Origin of the sequence: Paludibacter jiangxiensis (assembly GCF_001618385.1) — a bacterium.
In the GTDB taxonomy this organism is placed as follows: Bacteria; Bacteroidota; Bacteroidia; order Bacteroidales; family Paludibacteraceae; genus Microbacter; species Microbacter jiangxiensis.
Window position 1 is genome coordinate 992,589 of sequence record NZ_BDCR01000004.1, and the last position, 18,832, is coordinate 1,011,420.

General features: G+C 44.5%; 9 protein-coding genes. 7 read left to right on the forward strand and 2 right to left on the reverse strand.

All coding sequences use genetic code 11. The annotated features are described in order from the left end of the window. The first annotated feature begins 141 nt into the window (after window positions 1-141). The 7 genes from PJIAN_RS14225 to PJIAN_RS14255 all read left to right on the forward strand — a co-directional run bounded on the left by PJIAN_RS14225 (window position 142) and on the right by PJIAN_RS14255 (window position 14,617). A complete protein-coding gene (locus tag PJIAN_RS14225) occupies window positions 142-3,186 on the forward strand; it encodes a SusC/RagA family TonB-linked outer membrane protein (RefSeq protein WP_172795625.1) in 3,045 nt (1,014 codons plus the stop codon). 28 nt (window positions 3,187-3,214) lie between these two features. Next, complete coding sequence (locus PJIAN_RS14230; RefSeq protein WP_068706216.1) at window positions 3,215-4,918, forward strand: RagB/SusD family nutrient uptake outer membrane protein; 1,704 nt, start codon at window positions 3,215-3,217, stop codon at window positions 4,916-4,918. 149 nt (window positions 4,919-5,067) lie between these two features. Continuing rightward, window positions 5,068-6,192: a glycoside hydrolase family 88/105 protein gene (locus tag PJIAN_RS14235; protein WP_068706507.1), complete on the forward strand. Its 1,125-nt coding sequence runs from the start codon at window positions 5,068-5,070 to the stop codon at window positions 6,190-6,192. 234 nt (window positions 6,193-6,426) lie between these two features. After that, a complete protein-coding gene (locus PJIAN_RS14240) occupies window positions 6,427-8,760 on the forward strand; it encodes a glycoside hydrolase family 35 protein (RefSeq protein ID WP_068706218.1) in 2,334 nt (777 codons plus the stop codon). 151 nt (window positions 8,761-8,911) lie between these two features. After that, window positions 8,912-9,868, forward strand: coding sequence for a family 43 glycosylhydrolase (locus PJIAN_RS14245; RefSeq protein ID WP_172795626.1), 957 nt, complete (start codon window positions 8,912-8,914; stop codon window positions 9,866-9,868). Window positions 9,869-9,976: 108 nt separating this feature from the next. Further along, window positions 9,977-13,072 carry a beta-galactosidase, LacZ type gene (lacZ, locus tag PJIAN_RS14250; RefSeq protein WP_068706222.1) on the forward strand — a complete coding sequence of 1,032 codons (3,096 nt, stop codon included), beginning with the start codon at window positions 9,977-9,979 and terminating at the stop codon, window positions 13,070-13,072. A 318-nt stretch (window positions 13,073-13,390) separates the two neighbouring features. Next, window positions 13,391-14,617: a DUF2264 domain-containing protein gene (locus tag PJIAN_RS14255; RefSeq protein ID WP_068706225.1), complete on the forward strand. Its 1,227-nt coding sequence runs from the start codon at window positions 13,391-13,393 to the stop codon at window positions 14,615-14,617. A gap of 362 nt (window positions 14,618-14,979) precedes the next feature. Here PJIAN_RS14255 and PJIAN_RS14260 read toward each other — a convergent pair whose 3' ends face one another. Both PJIAN_RS14260 and PJIAN_RS14265 read right to left on the reverse strand, forming a co-directional pair. Continuing rightward, a complete protein-coding gene (locus tag PJIAN_RS14260) occupies window positions 14,980-16,518 on the reverse strand; it encodes an alpha-N-arabinofuranosidase (protein ID WP_439951415.1) in 1,539 nt (512 codons plus the stop codon). 127 nt (window positions 16,519-16,645) lie between these two features. Beyond that, window positions 16,646-18,730 (reverse strand): beta-galactosidase, encoded by a 2,085-nt coding sequence (locus PJIAN_RS14265; RefSeq protein WP_068706229.1) that lies wholly within the window; start codon window positions 18,728-18,730, stop codon window positions 16,646-16,648. Window positions 18,731-18,832 lie beyond the last annotated feature (102 nt).

Consider the following 18,832-nt stretch of genomic DNA (forward strand, 5'->3'; position numbering starts at 1 on the left):
CTCTGTTTTTGACAATTATTCACCCTTAAAAACATAATCAATGAATTTCACAACAAGTTAATGGCCTCTATTATCAATGAATCATTAAAGATGATCAGTTGTTTAATCAAATTACAAAACCTAATTTTAAAAACTAAAACCATGAATGTAAAAAGAAAATTCTTCTTCATTTTGGCTTTAATGACCTTCTGCTTACCGTCATTTCAAGCCATAGACAATGGTATTTCAGCTCAAACCTCTCAACAAAAAAATGGCACTGTTACGGGAATGGTTAAAGACTCAAAAGGAGAACCTGTAATCGGGGCAAGCGTCAGAGTAAAAGGAACCTCATCAGGAACCATTACGGATGTAAACGGTAACTTCACGCTTACTAACATCCACACGAACGCAACTTTAGTCGTGTCGTATATCGGTATGACCAGTCAGGATGTTGCGCTTGACAATAGAAAATCAATCAATGTAACATTACAAGAGTCGTCTGTCGGCATGAACGAAGTAGTGGTAGTAGGCTACGGTACGCAAAAAAGATCGGATATTACCGGATCTGTCACTTCGGTTTCCAAGGATAGACTTAGTAATTTGCCGGTAGCTAACCTTTTTCAATCAATTCAGGGGGTTGCCGCCGGTGTAAATGTCACTCAACTTTCATCCATTCCCGGTGATGCATCCAGCGTGCTGGTACGTGGTAAAAATTCCGTATCTTTAAGTAATTCTCCGCTGCTTGTTGTCGACGGCGTTGCAATGTCAATGGATGCTTCTGTGAACGACATCAATCCCAATGATATTGAATCTATCGAAATTCTGAAAGACGCATCGGGCGTGGCCATTTATGGTGTTCAGGGTTCAAATGGTGTTATTCTTGTTACTACTAAGCGCGGTAGCTCTGCAGCTCCTAAAGTAAGATATGGCGGTTATGTTGGATTCTCTGAAATTGCACATATTCTCCAACCGGGCTCTACAGCGCAATTACTTGAACGTTATGCCGAATATGCACGCATTCAGGGGTCACCGCTTAATCCCGACTATGGAGGAGTGCGTTACGCCAATGAGGTTGACAACTTCAAAGCAGGTAAAACTACTGACTGGATTGACGAAGCAACTCAAGAAGGAATCATCCAAAACCACAATATCAGCGTAAGTGGAGGAAGCCAAAATGCAAAATATTATATTGCCGGTGATTTCCTCGATCAAAAAGGGGTTGTGAAAGGCTACAACTACAAGCGTTACTCAATGCGTGTTAATATGGATGTAAACCCCACCAAATATTTTACTCTTGGAACAAGCTCGTCAATTGTGGCTCACAATCGGGACGGAGGACGCGCCAACCTTTTGAATGCCTCAGCAATGAGTCCGTACGCAAAAGAATATAACGACGATGGGACTTATACTCAATATCCGATGTACTCCGAAACATTGTGGTCAAACCCTATGTTGCCGACGACAATCAACCCAGAACGCCGTTCATTCGATATTTTTGCAAGTGGTTACGGTGAATTCAATTTCGGCGAAATTTATGCGCCGCTTAAAGGATTAAAATACCGTCTCAATGCCAACTATACTTATATTCCTTCTCACACAAACTATTACGAAGGCAAAACACTTTACAATCAACAAGGTTACGGTTATATCGACAATCAGGAATCACAATATTATCTGATTGAAAACATTCTTACATACACTAAAGATATTGCCAAACATCACTTCGATCTTACTGGGTTGTTTTCTGCTTCGAGCAAATACTGGCAAGAATCCAAAGCTTCGTCGCGTACTTTTCCAAACGACAACTTAGGCTGGGGAAATCTTGAGTCTGGCTCAACACAGTCAGTGGAAAGTCAAGCAGACATGCGTCGCCTGCAATCATGGATGGGACGTTTGAATTACAACTTCGACAGTCGCTATTTGTTTACGGCTACTATTCGCCGCGATGCTTCGTCTGTATTCGGCGAAAACTCGAAATGGGGAAATTTCCCGTCATTTGCAGTTGGATGGAATGTCACCCGGGAAAAATTTGCAAAACCCGTTACTGATGTATTGAACAATTTGAAATTACGTGCTTCATGGGGATATTCAGGGAATGCCTCACTCGGCGTTTACAGCTCTCTGTTCCAAATGGCCTCAAGCACACTCGCAATGAACGGAGGCTCTACAACTTCCATGAAAGTTGGTACACGAATGGGTAACTCTACACTCCATTGGGAACGCACAAAAGGACTTAATGTGGCTGCCGATTTTGGTTTGTGGAATAACCGCATAAACGGAACTATCGAATACTACAATCGTACTACTGACGGAATTTTACTTTCGCAGAACCTGACTCAAATTTCGGGCTACGCAAACGTGTATAACAACATCGGTACTATTAACAATAAAGGTATTGAAATCACATTGAACACAACCAATATCAACATCAAAAATTTCAGATGGAACAGCACTATTGTTTTTGCAAAGAACAAAAACAAATGGGTGGAAGTATATGGCAACGGTGTTGAAGACTTGAGCAATCGTTGGTTTATAGGGAAACCGCTGGGTGTTATTTACGATTACACTAAAGTGGGTATCTGGCAAGAAAGCGAAATTGGGAAAACAAAAGCTCAAGGCGGAAATATCGGATGGGATGACACGGCTCTGGCTGGCGACCTTAAGCTTGCAGATTTGAACAATGATGGAAAAATTGACGACAAAGACCGTTCTATTCTCGGACAAACCGATCCGAAATGGACTGGAGGCTTAACCAATACATTCAGCTATAAAAATTTCAATTTAAGCATTTTTATTCAAACATCGCAGGGAGCAATGGCAAACAACAATGTTATAGGCACTGCGTCAGATGAAATGGGACGCCGCAATGGACCTGCCGAAGTTGGATTCTGGACCCCGGCAAATAAAAGTAACGAATGGCGTTCGCTCGGCAATCACTCTAATAGCCACGGGTACGGATTCCCTTGCGACGCAAGTTATACCCGTATCAAAGACGTAACATTGAGCTACAATTTACCCTCCAATGTATTGACTAAACTAGGCCTCAGTGCCGCACAAGTTTACGTGAGCGGGCGTAACCTCTATACATTTACCAACTGGGTAGGTTGGGACCCCGAGGCACGCTACGATGGCAGAGGTTCCGGTAACTGGGATATCAACTATCCCGTCACTCGCGATTTGGTTGTAGGTCTTAATGTAACGTTTTAATTGTTAACCTATTAAACTTTTTCCAAAAATGAAAGACTTTAAAATTACAATAGCAGTTATCGCATTAAGTTTACTCACATTTTCCTGTAGCGATAACTATTTAACAGAAAAGCCATACAGTTTTGACAATACCGGGCATACAGATGCCACAACCGTCAATGCAGAGCTGGTGGGATTACACCGTACGTTTGCCGAATTGTGGGGTTGGAGTGGCCAACAAGGATTTCTTTCCTGCTGGCAAATTGGCACAGATGTTTGTTCGGCCGGAGCAACCCAAGGTGTGGAAAATCCATTTTATCAGTATGCCGATTTGAATTCTGAAAATGCAGGTGTCGCTTACCTGTGGCAAAAATGCTACGAATTTATCAACAATGCCAATCTGATTATTGCAGCAGTTGGTGACAACAATAAACCCGCCAATGCCGAAGCTCGTTTCTTCCGCGCTTATGCTTACAATATGTTAGTGACTTTATGGGGAGATGTTCCTCTGCTCAACCAGCCGGTTACCGTGCCCACATTTAATTTTACGCGTCAACCGGTGGCAGATGTAGATAAGCTTATTGACGAAGATTTGCAATACGGAATCGCTAATTTACCTGATGTAGGAGCTGCTGCAAAACCAAGTCGTATTAACAAAGATATGGCACGACAGTTGGCTGCTGAAGCTTATTTGCGTATGGGTATGAGAGACAACACTTACTATGCAAAATCAGAACAGTGTTCTACCGCAATTATCGATGGTGGAAAATATCAACTTATAACACAACGTTACGGAAAATTTCTTGGAGAAGGAGGCGACTACTACCGCGATATGTTCCGTTTCGGCAATCAGCGCCGTGCACAGGGCAATACCGAAGGTATATGGGTATTTGAAATGGAATACAACAATCAGGTAACCGGAGGAACTGTTGACAATCCACAATTCCGTCGTGTTTGGCAACCTGCATTGCATAAAATTGATATTGGCTATACTAACTGTGATTCACTCGGAGGTCGTGGAAACGGACGTCTTCGTCTGAGCAATTATATGAAATACACCGTTTGGAATGGGTTACAAGGTGATATCCGCAACAGCAATTTCAACATTCGTCGCAAAGTATTTTACAACAAACCCGGGTTTACCGGAGCTACAATTGGTGTAAACGCCAAAGGTTTCCGAGTTGCTCTGACAGCTTCCGATAAAGTCAAAGATGTTACTGTTCATCTAGGCGATGCTGTTATCCCCTACGCTTCAGACAGTCTGGAAGTGCTTTATCCGTACTGTACCAAATGGGGAGGATATGATCCTACAGACGATTTTGGTTATGCTTTGGTTAAAGATTGGCCTATTATGCGCTTGGGTGAAACCTATTTGCTCCGTGCCGAAGCTCGTTTTCGTCAAAACAACTCTACGGGTGCAGCAGACGACATAAACAAACTACGTGACAGAGCATTCAAAGCAGCCCGAGTATCTTCTGGGAATGCTACATTGGGAAAAGTAAGCGCATCGGATATTTCTATCGATTTCATTCTTGATGAACGCGCACGTGAGCTCATCGGAGAGGAAAATCGTCGCATGACATTGGTTCGTACAGCCAAACTCACAAGCCGCGTTGTAATGAACGGTGATGCATCACCCTCCAATAAAATCATTACCGGTTTCGATGCCAGCAAACACGTTTTGTTGCCAATTCCACTTTCTGAAATTCAACTGAACAAAGATGCTAAATTGACTCAAAATCCGGGTTATTGATTTGAAGTTTATTGCGTAGGTATTTATTATTTATGGGAGGGAAAGCCCTGAGCATTCCCTCCCTATCATAAAAACAGGCTCTGTTTTCATTGATTGCAGCTCATCCCAAAACCCGAATTTTCTCTTCAAAAACTTTGAATTTTATTGAAATGGCAATAAACAAATTACTTGGTTTTCTCATTCTCTTCATGGGCATTGCGGCCAATACCTTTGCTCAACAACCCGCATCAAAAAAAGAAGTCATTAACATCATCAAAAAAGTAAATAATTACTGGCAAACCACTCATCCTCAACCGACAAGTGCATCATGGGATGAGGCTGCATACCACACCGGCAATATAGAAGCCTACAAAACCACCGGCATTGAGGCTTTTCGTAAATATTCCGAAGAATGGGCCGCCCACAACCAATGGAAAGGGGCAAAATCAGACGATGTTTCAAAGTGGAAATACACCTATGGAGAAACGGATGATTATGTACTGTTCGGCGATTGGCAGGTCTGTTTTCAGGTATATTGCGATTTGTACAACATGGCTCCCGACAAGAATAAAATTGCCCGTGCCCGGCAGGTGATGGAGTATCAGATGAGCACTTCGAATAAGGATTACTGGTGGTGGGTGGATGGCTTGTACATGGTGATGCCGGTAATGACGAAGTTGTATAAGATTACTCACAACCCGCTTTACCTCGATAAATTGCATGACTATTTCGTATATGCCGACAGCCTGATGTTCGATCCGGAAGCAAAGTTGTACTATCGGGATGCTCGCTACGTATTTCCTACTCACAAAACAATAAATGGCAAAAAAGATTTCTGGTCGCGAGGCGATGGTTGGGTATTTGCCGGGCTGGCAAGAATCATCAACGATCTGCCCAAAAACTACAAACACAAAGCTCTTTTAATCACTCGTTACAAACAACTGGCACAATCCATTATCAATTGTCAGCAAAAAGAAGGCTATTGGACACGCAGTTTACTCGATCCTCAACAGGCTCCGGGATATGAAACCAGCGGTACGGCATTCTTCACCTATGGCCTTCTCTGGGGCATCAACAATGGCTACCTGAAGGATAAAAAATATACACAGGCAGCTTTGAACGGATGGAAATACCTCTCCACGGTTGCACTTCAGCCCTCGGGAAAAATCGGATACGTGCAACCTATCGGCGACAAAGCAATTGCCGGCCAGATGCTGAATGAAAATTCAACTTCAAACTTCGGTGTCGGGGCATTTCTTTTAGCCGCTTCGGAAATGGTGAATTTTGCAAAGTAAAACAAATTATACAGGAGCAAAGCAAGAAAGTCCGTTATACAAAAAACGGACTTTTGTTGTTGATAGTTCAAAACCCAACAATTTACATTTTTGTTTTCGGTCTTTTAACACATCCAGACTACCCTACTTTCCTGTTATTTGTCTTAACTAATATGGCTATGTATTAACTTTACACGGACATTACTCAATCACAACATAACCTTTTTTGCTCCAAAATTCAAAATCTTCTAAACGATGAAAAAAGCGTTCCTTTTTATTCCAATCCTTCTTTTCTTTTTTAGTTTTGCTCCGTTTACAAATGTCAATGCCTCCAATGGCACATTTACCTCCGGTCAAAATACATTCCTGCTCAATGGCAAACCCTTCGTGGTAAGAGCCGGAGAGCTGCACTATACCCGAATTCCGAAAGCCTATTGGGACGAACGCATCAAACTTTGCAAGGCCATGGGCATGAACACGATATGCATTTACCTGTTTTGGAACTTCCATGAACAGCAACAGGGTATTTTTGACTTCACCGGGCAAAAGGATGTGGCTGAATTCGTTCGTCTGATTCAGAAGAACGGCATGTATTGTATCCTGCGCCCCGGACCTTATGTATGTGCAGAATGGGATATGGGCGGACTCCCCTGGTGGTTACTGAAAAAGCAGGATCTGAAGGTGCGTCGTTTATCGGATAGTTTCTTTATGGACAGAGTAAAAGTCTATCTGAAAGAAGCGGGCAAGCAACTGGCTCCTTTGCAAATTCAAAACGGAGGGCCAATCATCATGGTGCAGGTAGAAAACGAATACGGAACCTGGGGCGACGATCAGAAATACATGGAAACCATGCGCGATAATATTCGTCAGGCCGGATTTGACAAGGTACAACTGTTGCGTTGCGACTGGGCATCGAACTTTTTCAAATATAATCTTGACGGTGTAGCACAGGCACTCAATTTCGGTGCCGGATCGAACATTGAAAACGAATTTCAGAAGTTCAAAGAGTTGCACCCGACAGCGCCATTGATGTGTGGCGAATACTGGACCGGATGGTTCGACCAGTGGGGTCGCCCGCACGAAACCCGCGAAATCAATAGCTTTATCGGTAGTTTGAAAGATATGATGGACCGTAAAATTTCCTTCAGTCTCTACATGGCTCATGGTGGAACTTCGTTCGGACAGTGGGCGGGTGCAAACGCTCCTGCCTATGCTCCAACAACCTCATCGTACGATTACAATGCGCCTATCGATGAAGCAGGAAATCCGACCGATAAGTTTTATGCTATCCGTGATTTACTGAAAAATTACCTGCAAGAGGGCGAAACTTTGCCGGAAATTCCGCAAAATCCGGAAAAAACCATCACCATACCCACCATTTCCTTTGCTTTAACGGCCAACGTTTTCGATAATTTACCGGTTGCCAAACAGAGCGAGAAGATTCAGTCGATGGAGAATTTCGATCAGGGATGGGGTTCTATTCTTTACCAGAAAACAATACCGGCTTGCAAACATCCGCAACAATTGGTACTAAAAGAGATGCACGACTGGGCAACGGTCTACATTAACGGCAAAGCGATCGGGTCGCTCGACCGCAGGAAAGGAGAAAACAGCATTGAACTGCCTGCGCTCAAAGCCGCATCCCGCCTCGACATTTTGGTGGAAGGCATGGGTCGTGTCAACTACGGAGAGGCTATTATTGACCGAAAAGGAATTACCGAAAAAGCAACACTCGACGGTACAGAGCTGAAAAACTGGAAAATTTACAACCTGCCGGTCGATTACGAGTTCCAAACCAAAGCCAAATTTGCTCAAAAGCCTGCTAACGGACCGGCCTGGTACAAAGCCTCGTTCGATCTGAAAGAGACCGGGTATACTTACCTCGACATGAGTTCATGGGGGAAAGGAATGGTTTGGGTAAATGGTTATAATCTGGGTCGTTTCTGGAAAATTGGCCCCACACAAACCCTGTGTATTCCGGGCTGTTACCTCAAGAAAGGCAAAAACGAAATCATTGTACTCGATATTGACAAACCCACCAAAACAGTGGTTACCGGACTAAATCATCCAATCCTCGATCGCATTGTGAAAATTGAGAGCAAAGATGGCAAAGTAAAAAAAAGTCTTAATCTGAACGGAGCCAATCCTGTGGCTGCTGGCACTTTCACCTCCGAAAACGGATGGAAAAGCGTAACGCTCGATGAAATGACGACCGGCCGTTATTTCTGTTTTGAAGCCATGAATGCACAAAACCCGGATGACCACAGCACTTCTGCTGCCGAATTTGAAATCATTGGCGCAGACGGAAAAGCAATTTCTTCGATCAATTGGAAAGTAGTTTTTGTGGATAGCGAAGAAACTGTAAAAGTAGCCAATGGCGCCGATAAACTATTTGACTTACAAGAATCTATCATCTGGCAAACAAAAATTGGTGATAAAACCAACCATCCGCATCAGGTGGTGATTGACATGGGTTCTGACGTAAAAGTAAAAGGATTCCGCGTATTGCCCAGAACGGATAAAAGCGATACCGGCAAAGTAAAAGATTATCGTTTCTACCTACAGGAAAAACCATTCAAAATAGAATAATCCATTGAATATGAAACGAGCATGTTTTGACCAAAACACAACCCCGCATGAAAATAAAGACATGCGAGTTCTATCCGACAACTTAAAAACAACTTATTTTCGGATAAAGTTAAGCAAAATCATATTATTGCTCTTTGTTACAATCGCTTTCGTGTGTACAACGACAGCTCAGGCAACAAAACCAGCCAAAAGAAGCGCTATTGTAAATGGAGAAGATCTGACGGATACGAAAGGAAATGTCATCAATGCGCATGGAGGCGGATTTTTGAAAGTGGGCAACTATTTCTACTGGATCGGCGAAAACCGTCACGACAATGTCCTGGTATCTTGTTACCGTTCTACCGACCTGTTGAATTGGGAATTCCGTGGCGATCTACTGACCCGCCAGTCGAATCCGGAGTTAGCCGATGCTAATATCGAGCGTCCCAAAGTGGTTTACAATACCAAAACAAAACAGTTTGTGATGTGGATGCATTACGAAAAACGTAGCGATTACAGCCTTGCAAGAGCTGCCGTAGCCGTTTCCAACGACATTGAAAAACCATTTACTTATCAGCGTAGTTTTCGCCCGTTCGGCAATATGTCGCGCGACTGTACTCTGTTCCTTGACGATGACGGATCGGCCTATTTTTTCTCCTCGGCACGCGAAAATTACGACATGATGATGTACCGTCTGACCGACGATTTCCTTGACTTAAAAGAACAGGTAGCCACACTTTGGCCCGGAGGCCACCGCGAAGCACCGGCCGTAGTAAAACGCAACGGATACTATTTCATGATAACTTCTGGCTGCACAGGCTGGGCTCCCAATCAGGCAAAATACGCTGTTGCAAAGTCCATCCGTGGCCCATGGTCGGAGTTGACTTATATAGCAGACAACACGACCTATCATTCTCAGTCGACCTATATTTTGCCAATTATCGGGAAGAAAAACACCTCCTATCTCTATGTTGGGGATCGATGGGATGGGAAACACTATTTCAATTCGAAATACATTTTCCTGCCGCTGACATTCAGAAATGACACAACGATGGAAATGCCATGGAGTGAAACATGCACACCCGATGTGACGAAAGGCAAAATCGGACAAGCTAGCCAAAATAAATGATTTGCTTAGCATGCAACTACCCGACACCACTCTTTTTCTGTCTTAGAAGTAGACCCTTTTCTTACGGCAAAAAACGGAACTTAATTATTCTAAACCCTAAACATACACATGAAACGTAAATGGATCTTCACCGGATTGATAGCATTGCTATTCACAACGGGAAACGCACAGGTAAACGACTGGGAAAACCCGGCCGTATTTCAGATCAACCGCGAACCTGCACGGGCAACTTTTCTGCCCTATGCCGATGCCGGTTCTGTCATTTCCGACCAATACGCCAGTTCACCCTGGTATCTTTCGCTGAACGGTTACTGGAAATTTCAATGGTCACCCACACCGGATCAGCGTCCGAAAGATTTTTATAAAACCGATTTCAACATCGAGAACTGGAAAGAGATAAAAGTGCCTTCCAACTGGGAACTTCAGGGCTACGGTATACCCATCTACACCAACATCACCTACCCTTTCCCGAAGAATCCTCCCTACATCGACCATTCCGACAATCCGGTTGGCTCGTATCGCCGCTATTTCGAACTGCCTACCGACTGGAACAAACGTCGGGTATACCTGCATTTTGAAGCCGGAACGGCAGCCATGTATATCTGGGTCAACGGTCAAAAGGTAGGTTACACTGAAAACACCAAAAGTCCTGCCGAATTTGATGTTACGGCCTATGTAAAACCGGGGCGCAACCTCGTGGCAGTGGAGGCCTACCGCTGGAGCGACGGTTCTTATCTCGAAGATCAGGACTTCTGGAGACTATCTGGTATCGACCGCAATGTTTACCTATACAGCACCGACAACGTCCGCGTTGCCGACTTTTTTGCGCGCCCCGACCTCGATGCCGCATACAAAAACGGATCGTTTGCGATGGACGTAACACTGCGCAACTTCAATAAAACGGCAAGCAACACAACGCTGGAAGCCCGTTTACTCGATGCTTCCGGCAAGGAAATTCTTCGCCAGTCGCAAAAAGTAAACCTGACAGCCGAAAGCAAAGAAAACCTTACATTCGCCGGTAAAGTAAGTTCTCCTCACATCTGGAGCTGCGAAACGCCATATCTCTACACGCTGGTTTTGACACTAAAAGATGAATCCGGAAAACAAATCGAAAACGTGGGCACACAAATCGGTTTCCGCAAGGTAGAAATCAAAAACGGCAGCCTGCTTGTGAATGGAAAACGTATCTATGTACACGGAGTAAATATGCACGAGCACCATCCTGTCAACGGACACTATCAGGATAAAGAGACAATGATGCAGGACATTCGCCTGATGAAACAGAACAACATCAATGCGGTGCGTTGCAGCCACTATCCCGAAAATGTGGAATGGGTAAAATTGTGCAATCAATACGGCATTTACCTGGTAGACGAAGCCAATATTGAATCTCACGGTATGGGCTATGGGCATGAGAACATGGCGTTCGATCCCGCATGGGATGCCGCCCACCTCGACCGCACCATCAGTCTGGTTGAACGCGACAAGAATGCACCTTCGGTTATTATCTGGTCATTGGGGAATGAAGCCAGCAATGGCGACGTGTTTATGAAAACCTACAAATGGATTAAGGGTCGCGACAAAACCCGTCCGGTTCAGTTTGAGCAGGCTCGCGAAAAAGAGAATACCGATATCATCTGCCCTATGTATCCGAGCATTGCCAACATGAAAGAATATGCGGCTCGCGAACACGTTACACGTCCCTACATCATGTGCGAATATGCGCATGCCATGGGTAACAGCTCCGGCAATTTCAAAGAATACTGGGACATTATTCGCGGCAGCAAAAACCTGCAGGGTGGTTTCATCTGGGACTGGGTCGATCAGGGAATTCTGACGCAGGATGAAGTTGGTCGTAAATACTGGGCTTACGGTGGCGACATGGGTAGCCAAAACTACACCAACGATGAAAACTTCAACCACAATGGCTTAATCTGGCCCGACCGTACAGCTCATCCGGGTTTGATGGAGGTAAAGAAATATTATCAGGATATTCAAATCAAAGGTGTAAATCCGGAGAAAGGTCAGATAAGTATTATCAACGAGCTGAAATATACCAACCTACAAAATTACATCTTCAAATACGAAGTAATCAAAAATGGAGAAGTGATTAAGAGTGGAAATTTCGACGTAAACGCAGTCCCCGAATCACAGAAACAGGTTCAGTTGGCAATGCCTGACATGCCTCAGGCAGCCGGAACCGAATATTTCCTCAACGTGTATGCCTACACCCGTTTTGGCAACGAAATTATTCCGCAGGGACATGAAATGGCCCGCGAACAGTTTGCCATCGGTTCAGGCTCTTATTTTGCAGCAAAACAAACCAGCGGCAATACTCCGAAAGTAAGCAATGACAATGTGCGCATTGTGGTTACTGCCGGAGATGTTGAAATTGGGATCAATAAAAACACCGGTCTTTTAGCCTCTTACAAAGTCGGGAACAAGTGGTATTTCGACGAAAAACCGACACCCAACTTTTGGAGAGCTCCGACAGACAACGATTTTGGCAACGGAATGCCTGCAAAATGTAATGTTTGGCGGGCAGCAGGCGAAAACCGTTCGCTGAAAAACATCGACGTAAAAGAAGAAAACGGGCAGACGGTTATCACTGCCAGTTTATTCCTCAAAGATGTTGCTGCCGACTATCAACTGATTTATACTGTAAACGGTGACGGACGCTTGACCGTAAAAGTGAACTACAAGGCCGGTGCGGTAGAATTACCTGAAATGCCACGTTTTGGTATGATTATGACATTGGACAAGTCGCTGGATAACTTCACCTTCTACGGCCGTGGCCCTTGGGAGAACTACAGCGACCGCAATACGTCAGCTCACATCGGAATTTACAGCAGCAAAGTAGCCGATCAATACGTACTTTATACACGTCCTCAGGAGAATGGCTACAAAACCGACATTCGCTGGATGACTTTGACTGACGAGCAGGGAGTCGGCATTCGCATTGAAGGCTTGCAACCACTTTGTGTGAGTGCGCTCAATAACTATCCGGAAGACTTCGATCCCGGACTTACAAAAAAATACCGCCACATCAACGACATTACACCTCGTAAAGAGGTTGTTCTGAGTGTCGACCTGGCTCAGCGCGGTGTTGGTGGAGACAACAGTTGGGGAGCTTATCCGCACGAACAATACCTGCTGAAAGCAAAAGAATACAGCTATGGATTCTCCATTCTGCCTGTAAAATAAAAAACGAAACACGAACACTTCAAGCAACCCTTTCCTTTTATCTTTGTAACAGAAAACGGAAAGGGTTTTTAAATGAAGTGAAGCGAAAACGAGGGTCTAATCCGGTTTGCGTGTGGGGAATACCTACGGCATTCTAAGGTTGATATGTAACTTCGATGATTTTCTACAGATATGAGAGCCCTAACGGGCTGTTCTTGCCAAAAACGCACATCTTAAGACCGGTAGGTCTTGCATATCAATAGAGAATAGATACCATTTCCAAATAAAAACCTCGTAGAGGTTTCACGGACATAAAAAGAAAAACAAACAAAAAAAGTTATGAGAAAAGCACTACTACTTTTATTATTACTGCTTTCACTTCCATTGTATGCGCGGGAGAAAAAAGGGCCGCCAATCTCAACCCGACAGGTATGGTTGTTGTACATGGACAAAATTGCACGTCCGGTAATTGAACCCTTAGCTGACAACAAGCTCAAAGAATCCATGCCAATGGTGTTGTCCAAAACCATTGATAACCCCGGAAACAGGACAAAAGTGGCCTATCTGGAAGCCTTCGCCCGAACCCTCTGCGGCATCTCCCCGTGGTTGAATCTGGAGGGAGGCGACAGCGCAGAAGTGAAGTTGCGGGAACAATACCGTGTTTGGACCCTGAAAGCGGTTGCCAACGCAGTGAATCCTTCCGCAAAGGACTATATGCAATGGGCAGGCGGACAGCCTCTGGTCGATGCGGCATTCTTTTCGCTGGCGTTGGTTCGCTCTCCCTGGCTGTGGAATGACCTTGACAGCAAGGTGCAGAAGCAGGTGGTTAATGCGCTCCTGCAAACCCGACAAACCATCCCGGTTTATTCCAACTGGATACTTTTTTCGGGAATGATTGAAGCTTTTTTCTGCAAGTACGGCATGGAATACGATCCGGTACGACTGGAATATGGTATCCGTGAGTTTTCGCAACACTGGTACACCGGCGACGGCATGTTTTCCGACGGTATGGATTTTCATTTCGACTACTACAACAGCTATGTTATCCAACCGTACCTATCGAATATAATGGATGCCGTTGGGGGAAGAACCAAATCATTCGACTGGTTTCGAGGGAAGCTGGATAAAATCACCAAACGTTACGCCGTCATTCAGGAACGAATGATTAATACCGACGGGAGTTTTCCTGTATATGGACGCTCTATCGTTTACCGTACGGGAGCTTTCCACCATCTGGCCGATATGGCATTGCGTAAACAGTTACCGGCTCAGTTATCGCCTGCACAGGTTCGGGACGGATTGACAGCCGTCATCCATAGAGTACTGGACGCTCCTGACACCTTTACAGACAAAGGCTACCTTACCATCGGACTTTGTGGCAACCAGCCCGATTTGGCCGATTTTTACATCAACACCGGAAGCTGTTACCTGGCGGCAACGATCTTCCTTCCTCTCGGATTACCGGCGAACGACGAATTCTGGACAGCACCTACCGAAGCCTGGAGCTCCGTAAAAATATGGAACGGACAAAATTTCCCAGCCGACCATGCGATGGACGTGAAATAGTCCGGATATGTTTAAAACGAAAAAAGGACAGCAACGACTGTCCTTTTTTCGTTTTAAACGCCCTCAATGATTCAATTTCCAGCCCACGAGACCTTCTCCAATCTCAATCGTTTGCATGTGAATAATATCAAAGAGATACATTCTTGTTCTTATCCCAATCAATTGAAGCGTAATTTTACGCCCGATTTATCAAAAATACTGTTATTGTTAAAATCCAAAAAGATTCTAACTTTTTGCAAGGAGCCAACGCTACGTGACGTAGGGTTGGCTTTTTTTGTTCCCAATATCCGGCTATGTTATAATCAATAAAAAATCCCGGAAGCAGTAATCTGTTCCGGGATTTCCTTGTATTATATGGGAAATTACATTTCCAGAGCCACAATTGATTTGGCAGGAAGAGTAACTATCATTCCCGTTTTGGTCAGTTTTGCTCCCTTAAATTCGGCAGGTTTTACCTCATCCGGTTTGTCAAAAGTATTGTACGAATCGATACCTTTTCCGGTAAGAATGGTTCCGCTTACTTTCGATACTTTCAGGTTGCTCAGGTCAACATCTACGGTTTGAGCATTATCCTTATCCAGATTTGCCATCGTAATCAAAATACCACCTTTTGCATTTTTAGAAGCAGAAACGCTTACTGCAGGAACCTTTTTGTCATTATAGGTCAGTTCTGCACACTGTACATCAAGGGGAAGTTCTGTAGCATCCATATGGCCTTTATACATTTTGAAAACATAATAGGTCGGAGTAAGCACCATTTTCGGACCATCGGTCAAAATCATAGCTTGTAACACGTTCACCACCTGAGCAATGTTCGCCATTTTTACTCTTTCGCTGTATTTGTTGAAAATATTCAAAGAAAGAGCAGCCACCATTGCATCGCGCATGGTATTTTGCTGATAGAGGAAGCCCGGATGTGAGCCCGGTTCCTGATCCCACCATGTTCCCCATTCGTCTACCAAAAGATCGATCTTATTTTTAGGATCATACTTGTCCATGATCGCGATATGCTTTTTAATCACGTCTTCAATTTCGGCAGCCTTGGTAACTGTCCACAGATATTCCTCGGGAGTAAATTTGGTAGCAGAACCTTTGCTTCCACTCCAACCTTTACAGGTATAATAGTGCAATGAAACGGCTTTCATTTTGTCGCCGATCTTTTTCATCAACACATCGGTCCAGTTATAATCGTAATCGCTGGCTCCACTGGCAATTTTGTACAAATGGTTGCTGCCAAAATCGCGGCAATAGGTTGAATAACGGCGATAGATATCGGAATAATAATCGGCTGTCATGTTACCACCGCAACCCCAGCTTTCATTCCCAACGCCAAAAAACTTCACATTCCATGGTTTTTCACGACCATTCTGACGGCGAAGATTTGCCATTGGACTTTCACCGTCCGATGTCATATATTCTACCCATTTAGCCATCTCTTCGACACTTCCGCTACCTACGTTGCCGCTGATATAAGGTTCGCAACCGAGCATTTCGCATAGATTGAGAAATTCGTGGGTACCAAAGCTATTGTCTTCGACCACGCCACCCCAGTTGTTATTGACCATTTTGGCACGTTTCTCTTTCGGACCAATACCGTCCATCCAGTGATACTCATCGGCAAAGCAGCCACCCGGCCAACGCATCACCGGTACCTGAAGATCTTTCAGCGCATTGAATACGTCTGTACGATAGCCCTTAATATTAGGAATAGGTGAATTCTCACCGACCCAAAGGCCACCGTAGATACAAGTTCCGAGATGTTCGGAAAATTGTCCGTAAATCTCTTTACTGATTTTATTTTTTGCCTGATCGGCATGAATGGACACTTTGACGGGAGTCTGTGCTGAAAGAGTCAGCGTTCCCATCAAAAAGAAGGAAAAGAGGGTTTTCTTCATGGATATAAATGTTTGTTAGTTGATTGCGCTACAAAGATATAAAATGTTCTTTTTACACTTATTTTTTTGAGCAAAAAAAATTCAGGTGTAACATGCTATTCTCTAATATGATTAAACCTGAACTTAAAAAATGCTATTCTTTCCACACTGCAACACCTGCAGGTGTCAGCTCTTTTGTCCCGTAAATAATTTTTGCACTGGCCGGAATATTCAGAGTTACGTTGGATGAAGAGTAGTTGCAAGCCACCCAGAACCCGTCGCGCCAGTTCACCATTACACCTTCGGGCAATTCATCAACGGCCGTTCCAGCAGTTTCAAACACCTTTTTCAAGACATCTTTTTCGAACTTGCCATCGTGAGTATCCGTCCCGATATACGTAACAGAACCTTTGCCAAGTTTGCGATGAACAACGGTAGGTTTTCCGGCATAAAACTGATCGGCAAAGCTGGCCCACACTTCGGTACCGGAAGCCGGCTCGAGCATATCGCCCCAGGTATTCCATTTATACGATTGGCCGTTGAACGAAACAGTCGCCGTTTTAGTCGAGTTGAGCATATCGTTCATCACAATCTTCGCACCAATCAGTTTGCTGATCGCGTCAGCCCACGGAGCTTCCGGGAAATGACCATCACGATCCTTCAGTCCTGTACGTACCGAAACGATCAGATTCCCTCCATTTTCGGCATATTTCATCCATTTATCCACCAATGCTTTATCGACCATCTGATAGGCTGGCACCAGCACAAAAGGATATGCTGACAGGTCTTTTGTTTCATCTGCAAACTCAACGGGAGCTTTCAGCAATTTAAGCGCATTGTAATATTTGGCAATGTGATCGCGTTCGTTCCATTGGAAAGTCTGCGGCTGAATGGTGGTTTCCCACACATTATCGGAGTTGTAAACAATAGCCGTTTTGCGGGCGGCATACTCTTTGGGCATTGCAGCGTTTGACTTATACAATTTCCGCAGTTCTTTCACTTCCTTCATAAACTGGCTATATTGTTGTCCACCGTTGAGCGGAGTGACTCCGTCGGTGCCCACCATGCCATAATGGAACTGCTCGCCGCCATACAGCGGTTGACGATAACGATAGGAGCAGATAAAATCGAGGCCACCGGCAAAAGCGTTCCAAAGCCACATGCGTACAGCACCCGGATAGGGTTGCGGATTATAGCTACCCCAGTTTACCTGACCGGGTTGAAGCTCCATTACTCCGGTAACACCTTTCAATGCACGAAAAAAGTCATTGGAAAAGGAGATACGCCACGGATCACCCATACGAAAACCCTGATCGCCTACCCCATCGGTATAACCGGCTACGGGATACACCGTGTAACTAATGAAATCGAGGTCGGGATTGCGCCATGGATCGACATCGGTATGACCATTCATAAAGTTTGTCGTAACAAACTGCGATTTTGGGACGTTATCCTTAATTGCCTTGTTTTGAAGCGAAATGAATTTGGCACACTCATCTGCATTGAACCGTTTCATATCCAATACCGAAGTAGGACTGGCAATGCCCGAATACAAACGACCGACATTCGGCATCTCAATTTGTGCGAAGTCGGTATAAATCCCCGACCAGAAAGCAGTGCCCCAGGCACGATTCAATTCATCGATAGTTTTATACTTATTTTTTAGCCAGTTACGAAAAGAAGCCTGTGCTGCCGGGCTATAATCGAGCGCTCCGTAGTGCGAGGGTTCATTGTCGATCTGCCAGCCCCAAATCCGCTTGTCGTTGGCATAATGTTTGGCCATGGCTTCTACCACTTTTCGGGTTAGCTCCTGGTATTTCGGGCTCGACCACGAATAGTGCTCGCGGGTACCATGCATTCCGGTTTGTCCGTTAGCCTGCTCCACAAGTATCTCCGGGTATTTCCGCGTCAGCCATACCGGCGGTGTAGCAGAAGGAGTACACAGCATCACTTTCAGATTATTCTTGGCCGCAAGATCAACCGCTCTGTCTAACCAGCGAAAATCATAATTTCCTTCGGTAGGTTCCAGTTGTGCCCAGGCAAATTCGGCCATGTGGACAAATTCAAATCCCATGGAAGCCATATTTTTAAAATCACGCTCCCACTGATCCGGGCTCCATGCTTCGGGATAATAATACACCCCTGTTTCTACAAGGTTCTCTGCTTTGAAAAACTGCTTTTGTCCGTACGACAAAGAGCTACAGACAAATGCCAACAAAAGGAATATTGTATTTTTCATCTTAAAATAATTGGTAATAAACTATTCGCCAACAAAGATAAACGTTGTTACTGATGCAACAATCGTCGTTTTATACGCAAAACTGCAAATGAAATTTTAGAC